This window comes from Streptomyces sp. NPDC056628 (assembly GCF_042792555.1).
GTDB lineage: Bacteria > Actinomycetota > Actinomycetes > Streptomycetales > Streptomycetaceae > Streptomyces.
The window spans coordinates 48,043-63,965 of record NZ_JBHTWG010000023.1 but is presented as its reverse complement, the minus strand read 5'-3'; the positions used below and the strand labels follow the sequence as shown (position 1 = coordinate 63,965).

Below are 15,923 nucleotides of genomic sequence, written 5' to 3'. Positions count from 1 at the left end.
TTGGCCCGACTGGATTGGGTTGCCAAGCATTTATTTCGCTCAGGTCCCCGTCCGGCGCTCCCCCGTCCGCGACAGCTGGAACCTGTAGCGCAGGCCCTCGCCGACCGAGCGGAAGAAGTGGGCCGACCGGGGGTGGAGCGGGTTGGGTAGGAGGTGGATCTTCCGCAGGTCGGCGTCGAGGGCGTGGGAGACGTACAGGATGTGGTAGGTCTCTGGCTTCTTCAGGGAGCGCGCCCGGGCAATCTCGGTGGGCGAGAGGACGAACTCCCCCTCGCCTCCGGCCGAGGACTTCACCTCGAAGAGCAGGCTCGACCGTTTCCTCTCGACGATGAGGTCGTAGCCGAGCGTGTCGTCGCCCATGCCGTCACCCAGGACCTTGTTGCGGTAGCCCGACACCCACGCGCTCTCGTCCACGGCGTCGTACCGGTTCATGAGCCAGGCGAGGGCGGCGACCTCCCCCGCGAGTCCGACCGCGAGCGCCTGTGTGTCGGAGAGCTTGCCCCGTCGGCCAGCGGAGAATGCGGGGCGCCCGGCGCCGGGGAGCCGCTGTGTCTGCCGGCCCAGTGCGACGAGCGGGGCGTCGCCCGCGGAGCCGAGGAACTCGGGGGTGAGGCCGCCCCGTACGGCCTCCACGATCGCGTGGTAGTTGTCCTCCTCCGCTGACATCCTCGTGCGGTCCACCACGATGTGCCGCCGCTCCTCCTGCCGCAGCCGCCGCTCCCTCTTCTCCTGCCGTTCGGCGTCGTCTAGCTGACCAGTCGTCAGGCCGAGGTCTCCGGGTGTCAGGGCGAGCGGGACGGCGGCGGGCCAGCGGTCTCCGGTTCGGAGCCAGCGCAGCGTCGTGGCGTCGTCGAGCGGGAAAAAGTCGAGCAGCCCGGCGGCGGTGGCCTCGGTCGTGAGGTTCTCCGGGTCCCCCGGGAGGCCGGAGATGGGCTCGCCGTGCGCGGCCTCCCACGCGTGGATCAGGGTCCGTGCGCGCTTCAGCTGTTCCAGGAGGAGGGGCCGGTTGGTCAGGCGGAGTTCGTCCACGGGCGTCAGCCCCGCGTCCGTACCGAGCGGCGGGGCCCCGAGTCCGGTGAGCCAGCGGTCGACGTGCGCCTGCATGAGGGCGGTCTCCAGATGGAGGTGTTCGTCCGCCCAGGCGGTGTCCGGCACGAGTCCGGTCAAATTCCGGTTCTCGGCGTACGAGGTCAGGGGGGCTCCGGACCGGAACGCGTCCAGGAAGCCGACCCGCAGCGCGTCCAGGATGCTTCGTCGCCGGCCGGCGACGAAGTGCCGGAACTCCTGCTCGATGCCCTCGGCGTTGCGCAGCGGCCGGTAGGTCGAACCGAGGGCGGCGATCGCGGCGTTGAGCTCGCGCAGCGACAGCGACATGGCCCTGCGGGCGGTGTCCAGGTCGGGGTGGCGGGCCGCCGCCCGCAGCGTCCGGTGGTCCGTCGGCGTCAGCCGGGCGGCGAGCCAGCGGTCCAGTTCGGTCTGTGAGGCGAGGGCCTCGTCGTTGGACAGGAGGGCGTGGGCCGCTTCGAGGTCGAGTGTCGCGAGCAGGGGCACGAGGATGTCCAGGAGGGCGTCCAGGGGCTGTCGCAGGGTTGCGGTGATCTCGTGCACCCGGGCCCGGTCCTCGCCCAGGACGTCGGCGATCGCGTCGGCGTCCGGGCTCTGACCCGGGCCCCAGCCGGCCGTATTCAGGTCGAGGAGGGCCATGCGGAGGGTGTCGGCGAGTTCGGGGTGGTGGAGGAGTTCCATGATCCCCGCGGCGGACCGCTGGAGCAGGTCCACCTCGCCCTGGCTGGGCCCCTCAAGCAGGAGAGTCGGGGTGTCCTGGTGTGGGACGGCCAGCCACCGTCTGCCGCCGTGGCCGGGCCGTTCGGCGATCTCGTCCACGACGGAGGTCAGGACGCCGGCGTGGACGATCTTGATGCGCTTGGCGATCGCGCAACCGCGGCGCACGGACTCCGCGGTGGGGCGGCGGAAGCGGCTGGCGCGCAGGTCGATCACGGCCGCGACGAGGGTGAGGAGCCAGTCGCGCTCGGACGTGATCAGCGGGTCGCCCGCGGTCCCGGCGTGGAACGCCTCTCCGTCCACCCGGACTTCGACTCGTGCTCGGGAGATCCTCCGGACGCGCGAGCCGAAGCACCGTTGGAGGAGTGCGGCCACCGCGCCCCCGTGCATGTTGCGCATGCGGAGCAACGGGGCACCGCGCTGTTCGAGGAGCTGGACGAGCTGGCGTGCGTCGGTGTCCTCCACGTACAGGTGATCCACGGTGTTCGGGGAGTCCGTGTCGTCGGCGAGTGTGACAGCTTCGAGCCGACCGCCCCGGCTGACGACGACCGCCGCCTCCGAGCCCTGGGGGTAGGGGTCCTGGCGCGTCTGGGCGCACTCCGTCCAGGCGTCCTCGTAGGCCCGGCGGAATGCGGCCGTCATCGTCTCGGGGACGGCGCCGTCGTGGAAGAGCTCGGTGAGCTCGCGGACCCGACGCGCGGCGGTCTCCGGGGAGTCCCACCGCTCAAGTCCCCAGCCTCTTGCGCGACGGACCGCACGGTCGTTCGCCTGGAACGCACGGCGCAGCGCCGAGGGCAGCAGGGGGACGAACGACGGGGCGGCCTCGTCCCCGTGCGTCCAGGCGGCCTCAGGCCGTACGAAGCGCCAGTCGGCGCGCTCGCGCGGGGACGCGACGGGCATCCACTCGGCCTCGGAGAGGAAGGCGGTCACCGGCGTGGGAAGGTTGAAGGAGTCCCACCGGTCGTTGTAGCGCCGCACGGTGACGTGGAGGGCATCGGCGGCCCACTCGGAGCAACCGGCGGCCACGAGCCGGGCGTACACCCGCTTCGCGGCGTCGGACAGATGGTGGTGGTCGTCCTGGCCGGGCAGCCGATACAGAGGAGTCTGGCCCACGTACTCGGTGTACGGCCGCCGATCCGTGGGAGGTTCCCTCTCCACATGGCGCAGCCAGACTTCCGCGGTGGCCTGCGGCAGGGACATCGTCGGGGGCCTGCCGTCCGTGAAGTGACGGCCGTCCGCCCGCAGGGTGGAGCGGGGCACAGGCTCGGGGCAGAGCCCCGCGCCGACCCCCAGACGCCCGAGGAAGGCACGCCACTCCGCCCGGTCCGCGCCCCGGAATGCCTGGTGCTCCGGGGGTGCGGTCAAGCGGCCCCGGAGCAACGCGAGTTCCTCCGAGACATCCTGCGCGCGGTCGATGAGCTCTCCGAGCAGCTTCGCTCGTTCTCCGCCCCACTCGGCACAGAGCAGGGCCTTCGAGGCGGGTATCCACACACCGTCGGCGCCGGGGACGAGCAGCCCCATGGCCTGGATGTCCCGCCACGGTGCCGTGTCGCTCCTGGAGAGCCGGAAGGCCCAGGCGAGGACCTCCGCCGCGAGCTCCGGCGTGGGCTTGTCCTGAAGGGAGCGGGCGACCAGTGCCAGCAGTTCGTCGGCGCGGTACTCGTTGACCAGACCGCCGTCTTCGAGCATCCGGCGGCCCCGCTGCTTGATCGTGATGCTGCCGCGCCGGTTCTTCCACGGAATGTTCCGCGACACGAAGAAGACCCGGTGGCGCAGCGACCGTGGAAGGCGGGGGCCTTGCTCCGTGGATCCTGCCTGTTCCTCGCCGTCCGCTCTGGGCGAGAAGAAGGCCGTGGCACGCCTGACCCTGCCGTCGGCCGCGTTGCACAGCCGGAGCTTTCCGTCGTCGTCCATGAGGATGCGGCGGCCCTGGAGTGCGCGGGGCTGCTCGACGCAGCCGGCGAGCTCGTCGTAGAAGCGGGCCCACAACTCCGGCCGAAAGGGTGCGTCGGCGAGGCTGCGCGCCAGGCTCTCGGCCCACTTCGCCAGTAGTTCATCCGACGGCCGGGGTGAGCGGCCGACGAGCGTGGCGACGGCCTTCTCGAGCCGGGCCGCACGCTGCCCGGTGACGGACGGGTGTACGAGTACGGCGTCCGCGTCCCGGCTCAGCCGGTCGGTCGTGAACAGGGTCCGGTCCTTGTCGTCCCAGAGCCGGGCCTCCGTGAGGGAGGCCCACGGCCGCGCGCCCGGGGCCAGGGGGATGATCGGGGCGGTGCCGACGTCGTGTCCGAGGCGCTTGAAGGCCCGGGACAGCCGGTCGGACATAGATGCGTCCCAGCTCAGCAGGTCCGCACAGAGGGTCGGTGGGAGCTCCAGGGTCCCGGCGGAGCAGGCGAGGAGCGTCTCGGCCCCGAGGAGAGCCAGCTCGTCCAGGAGGAAGTCGTTGAGTGGGACCGTCTTCTCGAGGTCCACGCGGGCCAGCTTCGCGAAGAAGGGCGCGTTCACATGGGCCGGAAGGGGGGCAACGGCCTGCTCGCCCATCGGCAGGTGAGTGTAGAGGCGTCCTTTGGTCAACCCTTCCTCGACGGGAATCGCGAGCGTGACCCGGGCGTCTCCCTGCCAGTCGCGCCATCCCTCGCTGATGTGGTCGCCGAGCACGCTGCGTTCGACCGCGTCGCCGAAAGCCTCAGCCGCCACCTGCCGGTCGAGCAGGACGAAGGCGCCGCCGTCGCCGACGGTCACCGTACTGACCGTGAGCCGGTCGAGTTCGGCGTCCGCCCGCTCGGTCCGGGCCAGGGTGCGCCGGTCGACCATGCCGTCCTGCCGTTCCTCGACAGTGAGCGAGCCGATCCGGCGCAGGAAGAGCAGCACCGGCGGGCCGGCAGACAGCATGGTCAGCTGTTCGGCCGCCTCGGCCCGGGCCTCCTCGCTCTTCAGCGGCAGGCGCAGCACGGTCACGTATCCGTCTGCTGCGAAGGCGTTCACGGTGTCGGGAACGCTGTCCAGGGGCACGGGCAGGCAGAGGTGGAAGACGTCGGCGGCCACCTCCGCCGCGAGAGTGGCGTCGCCGTCCAGGAGGTCCTTGAGCGAGGTCTCGTCGGCGAAGGTGAAGCGGTAGCCGTCGAAGACCCGGCCGCCTTCCTCGAAGACGGAGTAGACCTGAGGCGCTCCGGTCAGCTGGAGAACGCTCTTGAAGCCGATCCCCTTGTTACCGATGCCCTCCTCCGGGCGCTTGTCCGACTGGGCGATGTCGGTGATCGCGTCGAAGTTGCTGCGGCTGACGGGCCGCCCGGTGTTCGCCACGTACACCGCGCCGTGCGGCCCCTCGTCGTGGTCGAGCCTGATCAGGACCCGGCCTCCCAAGTCGCCCGTGTCATGAGCGTCGTGGGCGTTCTGCAGGAGCTCCACCAGGGCGCGGTGCTCGTAGTCGCGGATGGCCTGTTCGATGAGGTTCTTGAGGCTGCGGAACAGGTTCCAGCGGTCTTTGGCCCCCTGGTACGAAGTAATGCGGTCGAGTGTCTTCGCACGCACTTCGGCGCGGAGGTCCGGCATGGTCGTGTTTCCCTTCAGACGCGTGCGAGCGCCGTGAGCAGTACGGCGGTGGCGACGGCCGCCATCAAGACGGCGGAGCCACCTGGTGCCGGGGTGCGGAGCCAGGTGTCTGCCGGGTGTCCTCGGTACGGGGCCAGCGCGGGTCCAGGCCAGTTCGGCGGCGGGCGGCTGCTGGGGCAGGTCGACCAGTCAGGGACGGCAGGGGGCGTGGCGGACGAGGGCCGCGCAGTGGATGCGCTCGCGAGGGTCCGCAGGAGGGCCACGAGCAGGATGGCCGGTACGACGAGCACTCGCATCGAGCGGGGACGACGGGGCGGTTACGGGGGCGCGAGGGCTCGTGTTCCTCTCCGCAGGACTGCGCCGTAAGGCCCGGACCGCTCCGGCCAGGACGTTCCTTCGTACGCGCGCGTGCTCATGGCCCGACCGTAGCCCGCAGGTCGGACAGTGCGGCCGGGCGGGGGGCCGCTGCACCCAAAAGTGCGAGCAAGGTGGCTCGGGGATCTCAGATCCGTGGCCAATCGGCCACGAGGTGGCCAATGGCCGTGCAATTTGGCCACACCATCTGAGATCCCACAAGTGTCACCGGACAACAGTTTCCGTCCACCTCGTCGGCTACGGCCGCGCCAACCACGCCGGTTCGGGAGACGACGACCGACAACGGGTCCAACACCGACGGCAACCCGCACTTCTACGGCTTCGATTGCATCAACACCAGAACTGGCCGGAAGCCCAGCTGGACGCGATGCACAAGGTGAGCGCGGCACTCTGTCGCGCGCATGGCTGGTCTGAGAAGTCGGTAATCGCCCACAAGGAGTGGCAGCCCGGCAAGCCGGACCCCGCCAGCATCACGATGTCCGACTTCCGCACTGCCATGGCGAGGCTCCTCGGCGCGAGCACGGAGCCCAGTAGCGGTTCGTCCAAGCCGTCCGGCTCCACGTCCGACAAGGAAACGTCGGGATACGCCCCGTTCCCCGGCGCGGGCTACTTCCGTACCGGACGCCGCTCGGCCCTCATTACCGCGATGGGCAAGCGGCTCGTCGCCGAGGGCTGCGGCAAGTACGGCACGGGCCCCGGCCCGCGCTGGACCGACGCCGACCGCCGCTCGTACGCAGCCTGGCAGCGCAAGCTCGGCTACTCCGGCGCGGACGCCAACGGCATCCCGGGAGCCCCCAGTTGCGCCAAGCTCCACGTCCCCAAGCCCTAATTGTCAGCGAGAGGAACACCACCACCACCATGGCCCGACCACCGGCACATCCAAGCTGCTCGCCGACATCGCCGAGCGCACCGTCCTCACCTACGCCGAGGCATTCCTCGGCCTCCTCCTGGCGACGGCCACATCGACATCCTCGACCTCTCCACCCTCCAGTCCGCCGCCATCGCCGCGATCCCCGCTGGCCCAGCCGTCGCCAAGGGCGCCGTCGGCACCCTTCTCGGCCGCACCGGGACCACCTCCTGGCTCCCGGCGAGAACCGACCCCGCATCCCCGTCCACGACGAACTGACCGCAGGAGTCGCGCCATGCCCGACGGAGAGGTAGCCCTTGAACTGGCAGAGCTCCGCCGCGCCCTCGAAGTCGGGCTGGCGCGCATCGACGGCCAACTCGCCTGATCGCCCAGCGATCTGACCAGATCGACAAGGCCGTCGGGGAACTCGACGGCAAAGTCACCGCCCTCGAACGCGCCCGCTGGCCCCTGCCGACCATCGGCGTACTGACCAGCCTCGCAGCTCTCGGACTCGCCGCATGGTCGGCGCTCGGCAACTGACCGCAGCGGACCACAGCGAAAGGCAAGGGAATGACCTCGGCCGACCAGCCGTGGGGACCCTGCTCCTGATCGGCGTCGCGTATGAGATCAACATCCTGGGGAACGACGAGAGTGGCGACACCTCTCGGAACGCATCCGCAGCCTGGCTCCGTGTCCACGCCCGTCCTGGGCACGTGGCTTTCATGGCTACCTGGTCTGCCTTCGCAGTGTGGTTCCTTGGGCATATCGGGACGTAGCGCCGAGTGCCCCGGAGTTGGAGGTCTCCCGTTCGTCAACTCGTCGATGCGGAACAGGTCATGAGCGTACGGTAGGTGGCACAAAGTCAGTGCAGCGCCGAGCGAACGCCCAGGGATCATAGGCGGAGCCGCAACAGGGAGATCCATTGACGTCGCCGCCACTTCCCCCCATTCCTCCACCACCGGGATCCCGCATTGGTTCCGTGAAGCACATCCACCACGTGATCGAGAACTTGATGGCTGGGCGGCCGGAGGCATGCCACTTGGCGAAGGCTCTGGCCAAACAGGCTCGTGCCACGCACCGCCGCATGGCGAGAGCACGTGCCGTTGGGTTCGAGGCGTACGAGACGACCCTCACCGACCTGCTTCTGACGGAGCTTGCACACGTGGACCCGCGTTTCTGGCGGGTCGTTAGATTCAAGCCGCACGAGGAACGAGCGAACGGCGCCGACTGGGAGTGGTGGATCCAGCGGAGCGACTCATCGTGGGTGTGTCTCTGGATTCAGGCCAAGCGCCTCTACCACCCTGGTGAACGCTACGAGGAGCTCAAACACAAAGTCCGGAGAGGATCAGACGGCAGGATCTGGCAGAGTCGGTTGCTGGTCGAGGCCGCGCGACGGGAAGGCCGGAACGGTGAGGTCCCGCCGGTCCCGTTGTACGCCTTCTACAACTGCCTGCAGGGTAAAAGGGCTGAGCCATGGCCGTGTACGAGACTTGAGCCCTGTCAACAGCAGCCCCTGCTCGGCATCACGATCGCCCCCGCCCAGCAGATCGACGAGTTGGTCCTGAAGGGTAAGAACGGCTACTGCGACGTACTGGCCGAAAGTAAGCCGCTGTCGTGCCTGGTGCACTGCCCGACAGCGCGGTCGGGGCATCATCAGGAGTCATACGCCTCGACGCTGCTGATGGGCATGGAAGGGCTGCACAGCAACGACGTCCTCTCTTCGACTCCGTCCCTGCCTGGCCGCATCGAAGAAGCGCTTGAGGCGGACGACGAGGCGGTCGCCGAGGAGTCGGACCCTCGGATCGCTCTCATCACGGGTCACGCGGCGCTCCCCGGTGCCCGCATGGATGAAGTGCCACCAGGGTTGGCCGACCTGCGGGAGCGGTTCGACCTGCGGGCACTGGAGCGGCAGGGGTGGCGGGAAACGACGTGACAGCGCCCCGGGCAGAGTGCGAGTCAGATCCTGGGGCGCTTTTCCGCATTGGAAAGAGGCGGAGAGCCTATGACCCGCGCTCAACTTGAGGAAGCACGAGGCATGTCCCACCGGGTATGGGTTCCGTGTTGCCATAGGCCCGTATTGCGTAGCAGCACTGTCACCACCGTTCGGGTCGCCGTGTCGATGACGCAGGCGCAATCTCGACGCTGGTGGACGCGCCGGGCACCTGGGTATTTCGGGTCGCCTCCGTAGGTCTGCTCGGGAGATATGACGCACCGCAGCACTTCACTCTCATCGAAACCGAGCTCCTTCGCCCGGGACAGGGCGTGCCGGCTCAGCGTGACGCCTGCATGCGTGCGAAGTCGGGTCAGCGCGCGCTCTCGACGAGCATTGCGTCGGGCGTTGCTCATGAGGCGGCATCACCGGACACTAGTAGGACTCCGTTAGGTCTGTCTGCCCGCCGTGTTCAGGGGCACGGTAAGTGTGTGGACGCACATGAAGTGAACCGTGTTCGGGCGACGTTGGCGTTATTCGTGGCGGATGTGTTCGCCTCGGTGCCGCGCAAGGACCAGCGGGCCAAGAGCGACTGCTATCTGCGGGGACTGATGATGGACGGCCGCCGCAAGTCCATCCAGGCCATGGCCTCGCGGCTGCCGGACGGCAACGAGCAGAACCTGCAGCAGTTCGTGAACCAGTCCACGTGGGATCCGGTGCCGGTGCGCCGGCGGATCGCCGAGCGGATGGTGCCGCAGATCGGCCCGGACGCCTGGGCGGTCGACGACGTGTCGTTCCCCAAGGACGGCAGGATGTCGGTCGGGGTCGCTCACCAGTACTGCGGTGCGCTGGGCAAGCAGGCCAACTGCCAGGTCGCCGTCAGCGTCCACGCGGTCTCCGATGCGGCCTCGTGCCCGCTTACCTGGCGGCTGTTTTTGCCCCGGGAGTGGGCCGAGGACACTGTCCGGCGCCGGCGGACCGGCGTCCCCAAGGACGTCGGGCACCGGGAGAAATGGCGCCTGGCACTGGACGCCCTGGACGAACTGGCCGGATGGCAACTGGTGCCGCCGGTCGTGGTGGCCGATGCCGGCTACGGCCAGAATGCCGACTTCCGCGCCGGCCTGGCCGAGCGGGAGATCCCTTACGTGGTCGGCATCCGCGGCGATATCACCGTCCAGCCGCACGAGGCGGTCCCCACCGCCCCCGCCTGGTCCGGCAACGGGCGCCGACCGGTTCCCCGCTACCGGCAGCCACCGGTGACGGTGGCGCAACTGGCGGCGGCCGCCGGACGGGAAGCCTTCCAGGAAGTGACCTGGCGGGAAGGCTCACGCGGCCCGATGACCTCACGCTTTCTCGTCATGCGGGTCAGGCCGGCTGGGGTGCGCCCGCGCCGGCTGGCCCAGGCCGCCGCGATGGCCGGGCACGGCCGGTGGGACGGCGTCCTGCCCCACGTGCGACTACTGGCCGAATGGCCCGACGGCGAGGACGAACCGACCCGGTTCTGGCTGTCCGACCTGCCCGAGGACACCCCGATCCCCGAGCTGGTCCGCCTGGCAAAGATCCGCTGGCGCATCGAGCACGACTACCGCGAGCTCAAGCACGGCCTGGGCCTGGACCACTTCGAAGGCCGCTCCTTCAACGGCTGGCACCACCACGCCACGCTGGTCACCGCCGCCCACGCCTTCCTCACCGAGCAGCGGCTGGCCCCAAAAGCCGACACAGCGGACTCACCCTCTACCAGATCCTCGACGCCCTCCAGGACCTACTGAACTGCTGGACCGGCACCTGCACCACCTGCCACCAACCCCTGCCCAGCAGAACCACACCAAGATCAAGACAGACCTAACGGAGTCCTACTAGATCCATGACAGCGCTTCTGCCCCAGTCGCCGCTGCGCTTCCGCGTGGGAATCGCTTCTAGCCTGAGGTGACGAGCGATCTCCTCATACGAGTACCCCGCCTGGCTCCGCAGGCGCTTCGCGACGGCCCTCGCGTGATCGATGGACCGGGTGGTCTCGATCACGGTGTGGCTGTCGTGCATCCGAAGGGCGGCGAACGTCTTGATCACCTCCCGCAGAACTCGCTCTTGTCTGGAACCTTCAACGGTCGACTTCACCGACTTGCCCGCCTCCAGAACCTGGACGCCGAAGTGCTCGACCCACCTGTACGCGACCAGCCGGTCCAATTCACTGGGGAAGAGGGAAGAGTCGGCTACGTAGAGGGTGCGGACAGGCGCGGGTGTGGTCACGAAGTGGAGAAGGTCTGTGAGCCCGAAGTCCGGAGTGCTCGGGGTAAAGGAGAAGGCGAAGAGGTGGTCGTGCGCTTTCGCGATGTTCTGGACGTCCCTCGATCGTGTGAGGTGATCTCGTTCGTCGTCTGGTCCGTAGACGGCCATCACCTCGATCTCCTGGAGAACTTGATGTGACCTCCCGCTGGTACGGATCCGCTCGCCATCGACCGTCCGGGGGGCATCGTCGTCCCAGCACGCGTCCTGGAGGAGCCGGTGAACGATCTGCTTGTTGAAGTCCTGCTCACCCTGCACGCCATCCCACATGTAGCCCGCTTGGTTGAGGAGGTCCGCAGTCTGCGCCAGCGTCAGTTGAAACCCGAAGTGCAACTTGTGTGCGAGCCGCACCACTTCGTTCTTGCTCAGGCCGCGGCCGATGTCCAACTGGCCCTGCTTGCCTCGTTGGCGAGGAAGAAGAGCCCGAAGCGCAGCGCAGGTAGCCTGAACCTGGTTGCGAACACCTCGCTCGGTGTTGCGCAGCGGGTGATCAGGTTCGATGACATCACCGGCCACGGTCAGTGTCGCGCGGTGAGCCCGGATCTCGTCGCGGACCATCTCCCGGGTGATCGGATCGCCCAGGTCATCCCACCTGGACACGCGGATGCCATCCACGAGATCGGCACGCAGGCAGAACAGAACCTCCTGGAGCGCTGGACGATCGCCCGCCGCTACCCTGCTGCGTGACTCCGCTTCGGTACGCCATAGCGTCCCGTCCTTCGGCGCCTTGTCTCCATGACGCACCACGCGATACCCGATTTCGGACGCCGACATGCTTCCCTCCAAGGCTCTGGCCAGCAACGGAGCGCCACTCTGTCAGCTCCCTGGGTCCCTGCAAGCGAGCAATTAGTCCGGCGATTTCGAGGATGCGGACGTTCAGAACGTCGAGGTCCCGGTCGCTCATCTGGGAGCGCAGCATTCGCGCGGACTCCGTGGCCCACTCCAGATACGTCCACAGCCCCTCGAAGGCAGTGAGATACGGCCGCTGCCGGTTCATCGCGGTGGTGTGGACGCCGCTGAGGACCTGCCGGATGTTCTTCCGTTCTGCGCCGGGGCGAGGAGTGATAAGCATGTGCCGATCCTGTCAGCGCGGCCCCCAGTTGCGCCTTGGGTTTCCATAAGGGGTGACGTAGGGGTTCGACCGGCACCCGGCCCCTGCGGCTCGAAAGCCTCCTGCCCTAGGTCGACCAAGGAAGTTTCTTGCCAACCAAGTTAGTCCGCCCAGGTCACAGACCGACAGCAAACTAACTTCGCTTGTGGGATCTCAACGGTCACATCTTCTATCTGGGCTGTGACCAGCGAATCTCGGCCCGGCTTACGGCGTTGGCCGCGTTCCAATCTCAGGAATGTGGCTCTTTCCTAGATCTCGGCGCGAAGCCTCCGGCTCCTCAGGTCCCGGGCGCGGATCGGGCTGTCCCAGTGTCCGGCCGCTGCGGGGACCGGTCGGCGAGTCCTACGCCTCTCGTGCCGGCCGGGCCTACCTTTTGAAGGCGGGGCGTCTGATGCGTTGTTCCGGAGTTTGCCGTTCAGGTCGCCCACCGCGAGCGGCGCGCGAAGGGGTCACCCCGGAAGCCGTGGCGGCGTGGCGCTCTGGGTGGTCTGGCTGGGGGTGGCGCCGAACATGCGGCGGTACTCGCGGCTGAACTGTGAGGGGCTGGTGTAGCCGACAGCGAATCCGACTTCGGCGATGTGGTGGTCGCCGTTGAGCAGGCGCGTCCGGGCGTCGTTGAGGCGCAGTTGTTTCTGGTACTCCAGCGGGGTCATGGAGGTCAGGGCGAGGAAGTGCCGGTGCAGGGAGGCGGGGCTCATCGCGGCGGTCGCGGCGAGGTCGGGGATGCGCAGCGGCTGGTGGTAGTGGTCGCGGATCCAGCGGGTGGCGCGGGCGACGTGGGCGAGGCGGCTGTCGGCGATACCGATCTGGCGGACGGCCGCGCCCTGGGGTCCGGTAAGCAGGCGCCAGAGGACCTCCCGTTCGGTGCCGGCGCTGAGCGCGGCAAGGTCGGCGGGATGGTCGAGCAGGGCGAGCAGCCGTGCGACCGCATCGAGCAGGGCGGGCGTCGCCCGGCCGACGCCGAAGGCGGACGCGGCTCGCGGGCCGGAGCCGCCGCGGGGGAGGCCAGCGTCGAGGAGCAGGGAAGCGATCTTGTCGGGGTCGAGGCGGATCGTGACGGACATGTACGGGTCGTCCGCGTCGGCGGTGGTGATGCCGCCGATGACGGGCAGGTCGACGGAGGTGATGAAGTAGTGGCCGGCGCCGTAGCTGTACGTCTCGCCGTTCAGGGTGGTGGTCTTGGCGCCGCCGACGACCAGGATGAAGGCCGGTTCGAGGACGCCGCCGTGCGGCTCGATGGTCCGTGGGGTGCGCAGGACCGACACACGGGGAAGCGCGGTGGCGGTGAGGCCGTCGCGGGCGTGGCGGGTAACGGCATGACGGATGTCGCGGAGTCGGTCCATTGTCCCAGTGAAGCAGGCGCCCGCCCGTTCACCGCGAGCTTGACAGCATCAGGCAAGACCCTGAGGCGATCGTGCTAGGGCCTCGACCGGGGTCGTGTTTCGCTCGAAGCATGACTACACCGCAGCACTCCATCGGATCAGGCTTCGACGCCCAGAGCACTACGGACGACGTGCTGGAGGGCGTCGACCTCACCGGCAAGCTCGCCGTCGTGACCGGCGGCTACTCCGGCCTCGGCCTGGTGACCACCCGCGCGCTGGCCGCCGCCGGCGCGCACGTCGTGGTCCCGGCCCGCCGACCCGACGCCGCCCGCGAAGCGCTGGCTGGCATCAACGGCGTCGAGATCGACGAGCTCGACCTGGGCGACCAGTCCAGCGTCCGGGCGTTCGCCGAACGCTTCCTCGCCACCGGCCGCTCCATCGACATCATGATCAACAACGCCGGCATCATGTTCACCCCCGAGTCCCGGGTCGGACCGGGGTGGGAGTCGCAGTTCGGGACCAACCATCTCGGCCACTACACGCTGGTGAACCTGCTGTGGCCGGCCATCGCGGCCGGTGGCGGGGCGCGGGTGGTGGCGGTGTCCTCGCGGGGGCACAACCGCTCGCCCATTCGCTGGGACGACGTGCAGTTCGAGCGCGGCTACGACAAGTGGGCGGCCTACGGCCAGGCCAAGACCGCGAACGTGCTGTTCGCCGTCCACCTCGACGCGCTCGGGAAAGCGTCCGGGGTGCGGGCGTTCTCGCTGCACCCGGGCGTGATCTGGACCGAGCTCACGCGCCACCTGAGCACCGAGGAGCTGGTCGTGACGGGCCTGGCCGACGAGGACCGCAAGCCGGCGAGCACGTTCGACTACAAGACCCCGGAGCAGGGTGCAGCCACCCAGGTGTGGGCGGCTACCTCCCCTCAGCTGAACGGCATGGGCGGGGTCTACCTGCAGGACTGCGACGTCGCAGAGATGGCCGTCGGCAGCGGCATCAGCGACGGCGTACGCGACTACGCCGTCGACCCCGACCAGGCCGCCCGCCTGTGGGCACTGTCGGCCGAACTCACCGGCGTGAACGCCTTCGCCTCCGCCGCGCCCGACACCAGCGAGTGACGGTCGGCGGCGCCGGAACTCGCCCAGGAGCGCGTCAGAGCCGTCACCGACGTCATGCTCGATCGGCTCCGGACCGACTGAATCGATCTGCCGTATCAGCACCCGACCGTGCCCGGGGCGCCGACTGAGGGCGTCGCGGGCACGGTCAGGGAGCGGATCGCCGAGGGCAGTCGCGCCGCTTCGGGCTGCCGGAGACGGCAGCCCGACCATCCGGCGCGCAGCGGCCGACCCTCCACTGGACAGGTCCGGCGAAGCGGCGTCCTGCCGCGCCAGGAATCCAGCCCACCAACCACTTCTTGTCAGCGAGCAATTCCCCATGAATGCAAAACCGGGCGCCCCTGCGGTCCCACCGACGATGACCGGACCACTGACCTTCCTCTTCGCCGTGGCCGGCGGCCTCGCGGTGGGCAACCTCTACTGGGCACAACCGCTGCTCGCGGTGATCGCGGCCGACTTCGGCGTGTCCGAGGACGCGGCCGGCGTCGTGGTCACGGTCACCCAGATCGGCTACACGCTCGGGATCCTGTTCCTCGTCCCGCTGGGCGACGTCCTCGACCGCAAGCGCCTGGCCCCCACCGTACTGGCGGCCTCCGCGCTCACCCTGGTCGCCGTGCCACTGGCACCCAACTTCGGCGTCCTGCTCGTCGCACTCGGCCTGCTGGGCTTCGTCACCGTCACCGCACAGATCCTCATCCCGCTCGCGGGCGACCTGGCCGACCCACAGCGCCGCGGCGCGATCGTGGGCGCGGTCACCTCGGGCATGCTCATCGGCATCCTCGCCTCGCGAACCGTCAGCGGCGTCGTGGCGGGCCTGCTGGGCTGGCAGGCGATCTACGTGATCGCCGCGGTCGCCACCGCGGTCATGGCGCTCCTGCTCGCGCGAGCGGTGCCACAACTGCCGCCCCGGCCACGGGTCTCCTATCCCCGCCTCATCACCTCGGTCTTCACCGCGGTCGCCCAGCATCGCGCGGCACGCTGGACCCTCGCCCTCGGCATGCTGAACTTCGCCGTCTTCTCCCTGATCTGGACCGCCCTGACCCTGCTTCTGACCGCAGCACCGTTCCACTACTCGGTCACCCAGATCGGCCTCGTCGGCCTCGCCGGACTCGTCGGGTCCCTCGCCGCGCGCCGCGCGGGAGTGCTCCACGACCGCGGCCACTCCTCGATGGCGACCGGTGCGGCGCTGCTGCTGTCGCTGGTCGCGATCGGAATGGCCTGGACGACCAGCACCTCGATCGTGGGCATCGCGATCGCACTCGTGGTGCTCGACATCGCCGTGCAGACGGTGAGCGTCCTGAACCAGACACGCCTTTTCGCCCTCGCCCCGGACGCGCGGTCACGCCTCACCACCGCCTCCGTGACGGTCAACTTCATCGCCGGGGCGATCGGCTCAGCCGCAGCCAGTCTGCTGTGGCACGCCGGCGGATGGGACGCGGTGAGCGCAGGCGCAGCCGGCGCGACCGCCCTCGGCCTGGTGGTCTGGACGCTCGGCCGCACAACCCTGCATGTACCCGCCGCAGCACCCCAAACCACCGACCTGGAGGGCACCACTCAGTCATGACATGCGCCCCGCGACGTGGGCGGTGTGCGGGCGCACAGATGC

The 15,923-nt window shown here is 69.2% G+C and carries 9 protein-coding genes and 1 pseudogene; 7 read left to right on the top strand and 3 right to left on the bottom strand.

The window, feature by feature from the left end; all coding sequences use genetic code 11:
• Positions 1 to 39: 39 nt before the first annotated feature.
• Positions 40 to 5,334: a sacsin N-terminal ATP-binding-like domain-containing protein gene (locus ACFRAC_RS24780; protein ID WP_382927551.1), complete on the bottom strand. Its 5,295-nt coding sequence runs from the start codon at positions 5,332 to 5,334 to the stop codon at positions 40 to 42.
• Positions 5,335 to 5,566: 232 nt separating this feature from the next.
• On the opposite strand from ACFRAC_RS24780, the pseudogene ACFRAC_RS24775 reads away from it, so the two are divergent.
• From ACFRAC_RS24775 to ACFRAC_RS24760, 4 genes and pseudogenes are all read left to right on the top strand, one after another.
• A pseudogene (locus tag ACFRAC_RS24775) lies at positions 5,567 to 6,160 on the top strand (hypothetical protein); the annotation flags it as partial.
• 45 nt (positions 6,161 to 6,205) lie between these two features.
• Entirely contained in the window at positions 6,206 to 6,538 is a 333-nt protein-coding gene (locus ACFRAC_RS24770; protein WP_382927640.1) for a peptidoglycan-binding protein, read from the top strand.
• A gap of 997 nt (positions 6,539 to 7,535) precedes the next feature.
• On the top strand, positions 7,536 to 8,489 hold the full coding sequence (locus ACFRAC_RS24765; RefSeq protein WP_382927549.1) for a DUF6615 family protein: 954 nt from the start codon (positions 7,536 to 7,538) through the stop codon (positions 8,487 to 8,489).
• A 488-nt stretch (positions 8,490 to 8,977) separates the two neighbouring features.
• Positions 8,978 to 10,255: an IS701 family transposase gene (locus tag ACFRAC_RS24760; RefSeq protein WP_382927546.1), complete on the top strand. Its 1,278-nt coding sequence runs from the start codon at positions 8,978 to 8,980 to the stop codon at positions 10,253 to 10,255.
• A 73-nt stretch (positions 10,256 to 10,328) separates the two neighbouring features.
• Here the strand turns inward: ACFRAC_RS24760 and ACFRAC_RS24755 are convergent, their stop codons facing one another.
• Complete coding sequence (locus ACFRAC_RS24755; protein ID WP_382927545.1) at positions 10,329 to 11,027, bottom strand: hypothetical protein; 699 nt, start codon at positions 11,025 to 11,027, stop codon at positions 10,329 to 10,331.
• On the opposite strand from ACFRAC_RS24755, the gene ACFRAC_RS24750 reads away from it, so the two are divergent.
• A complete protein-coding gene (locus ACFRAC_RS24750; protein ID WP_382927542.1) occupies positions 10,989 to 11,456 on the top strand; it encodes a hypothetical protein in 468 nt (155 codons plus the stop codon). The genes ACFRAC_RS24755 and ACFRAC_RS24750 overlap by 39 nt on opposite strands.
• Before the next feature lie 873 nt (positions 11,457 to 12,329).
• Here the strand turns inward: ACFRAC_RS24750 and ACFRAC_RS24745 are convergent.
• Entirely contained in the window at positions 12,330 to 13,223 is an 894-nt protein-coding gene (locus tag ACFRAC_RS24745; protein ID WP_382927540.1) for an AraC family transcriptional regulator N-terminal domain-containing protein, read from the bottom strand.
• 110 nt (positions 13,224 to 13,333) lie between these two features.
• Between ACFRAC_RS24745 and ACFRAC_RS24740 the strand changes: the two genes are divergently transcribed.
• Together ACFRAC_RS24740 and ACFRAC_RS24735 are read left to right on the top strand one after the other, a co-directional pair.
• On the top strand, positions 13,334 to 14,320 hold the full coding sequence (locus ACFRAC_RS24740; RefSeq protein WP_382927538.1) for an SDR family NAD(P)-dependent oxidoreductase: 987 nt from the start codon (positions 13,334 to 13,336) through the stop codon (positions 14,318 to 14,320).
• A gap of 355 nt (positions 14,321 to 14,675) precedes the next feature.
• On the top strand, positions 14,676 to 15,881 hold the full coding sequence (locus tag ACFRAC_RS24735; RefSeq protein ID WP_382927536.1) for an MFS transporter: 1,206 nt from the start codon (positions 14,676 to 14,678) through the stop codon (positions 15,879 to 15,881).
• Positions 15,882 to 15,923 lie beyond the last annotated feature (42 nt).

Excerpts from the sequence above, each read along its gene's own strand:
- ACFRAC_RS24740 (WP_382927538.1), top strand. The coding sequence starts at position 13,334 with ATGACTACACCGCAGCACTCCATCGGATCAGGCTTCGACGCCCAGAGC.
- ACFRAC_RS24780 (WP_382927551.1), bottom strand. The coding sequence starts at position 5,334 with ATGCCGGACCTCCGCGCCGAAGTGCGTGCGAAGACACTCGACCGCATT.
- ACFRAC_RS24770 (WP_382927640.1), top strand. The coding sequence starts at position 6,206 with ATGGCGAGGCTCCTCGGCGCGAGCACGGAGCCCAGTAGCGGTTCGTCC.
- ACFRAC_RS24735 (WP_382927536.1), top strand. The coding sequence starts at position 14,676 with ATGACCGGACCACTGACCTTCCTCTTCGCCGTGGCCGGCGGCCTCGCG.
- ACFRAC_RS24745 (WP_382927540.1), bottom strand. The coding sequence starts at position 13,223 with ATGGACCGACTCCGCGACATCCGTCATGCCGTTACCCGCCACGCCCGC.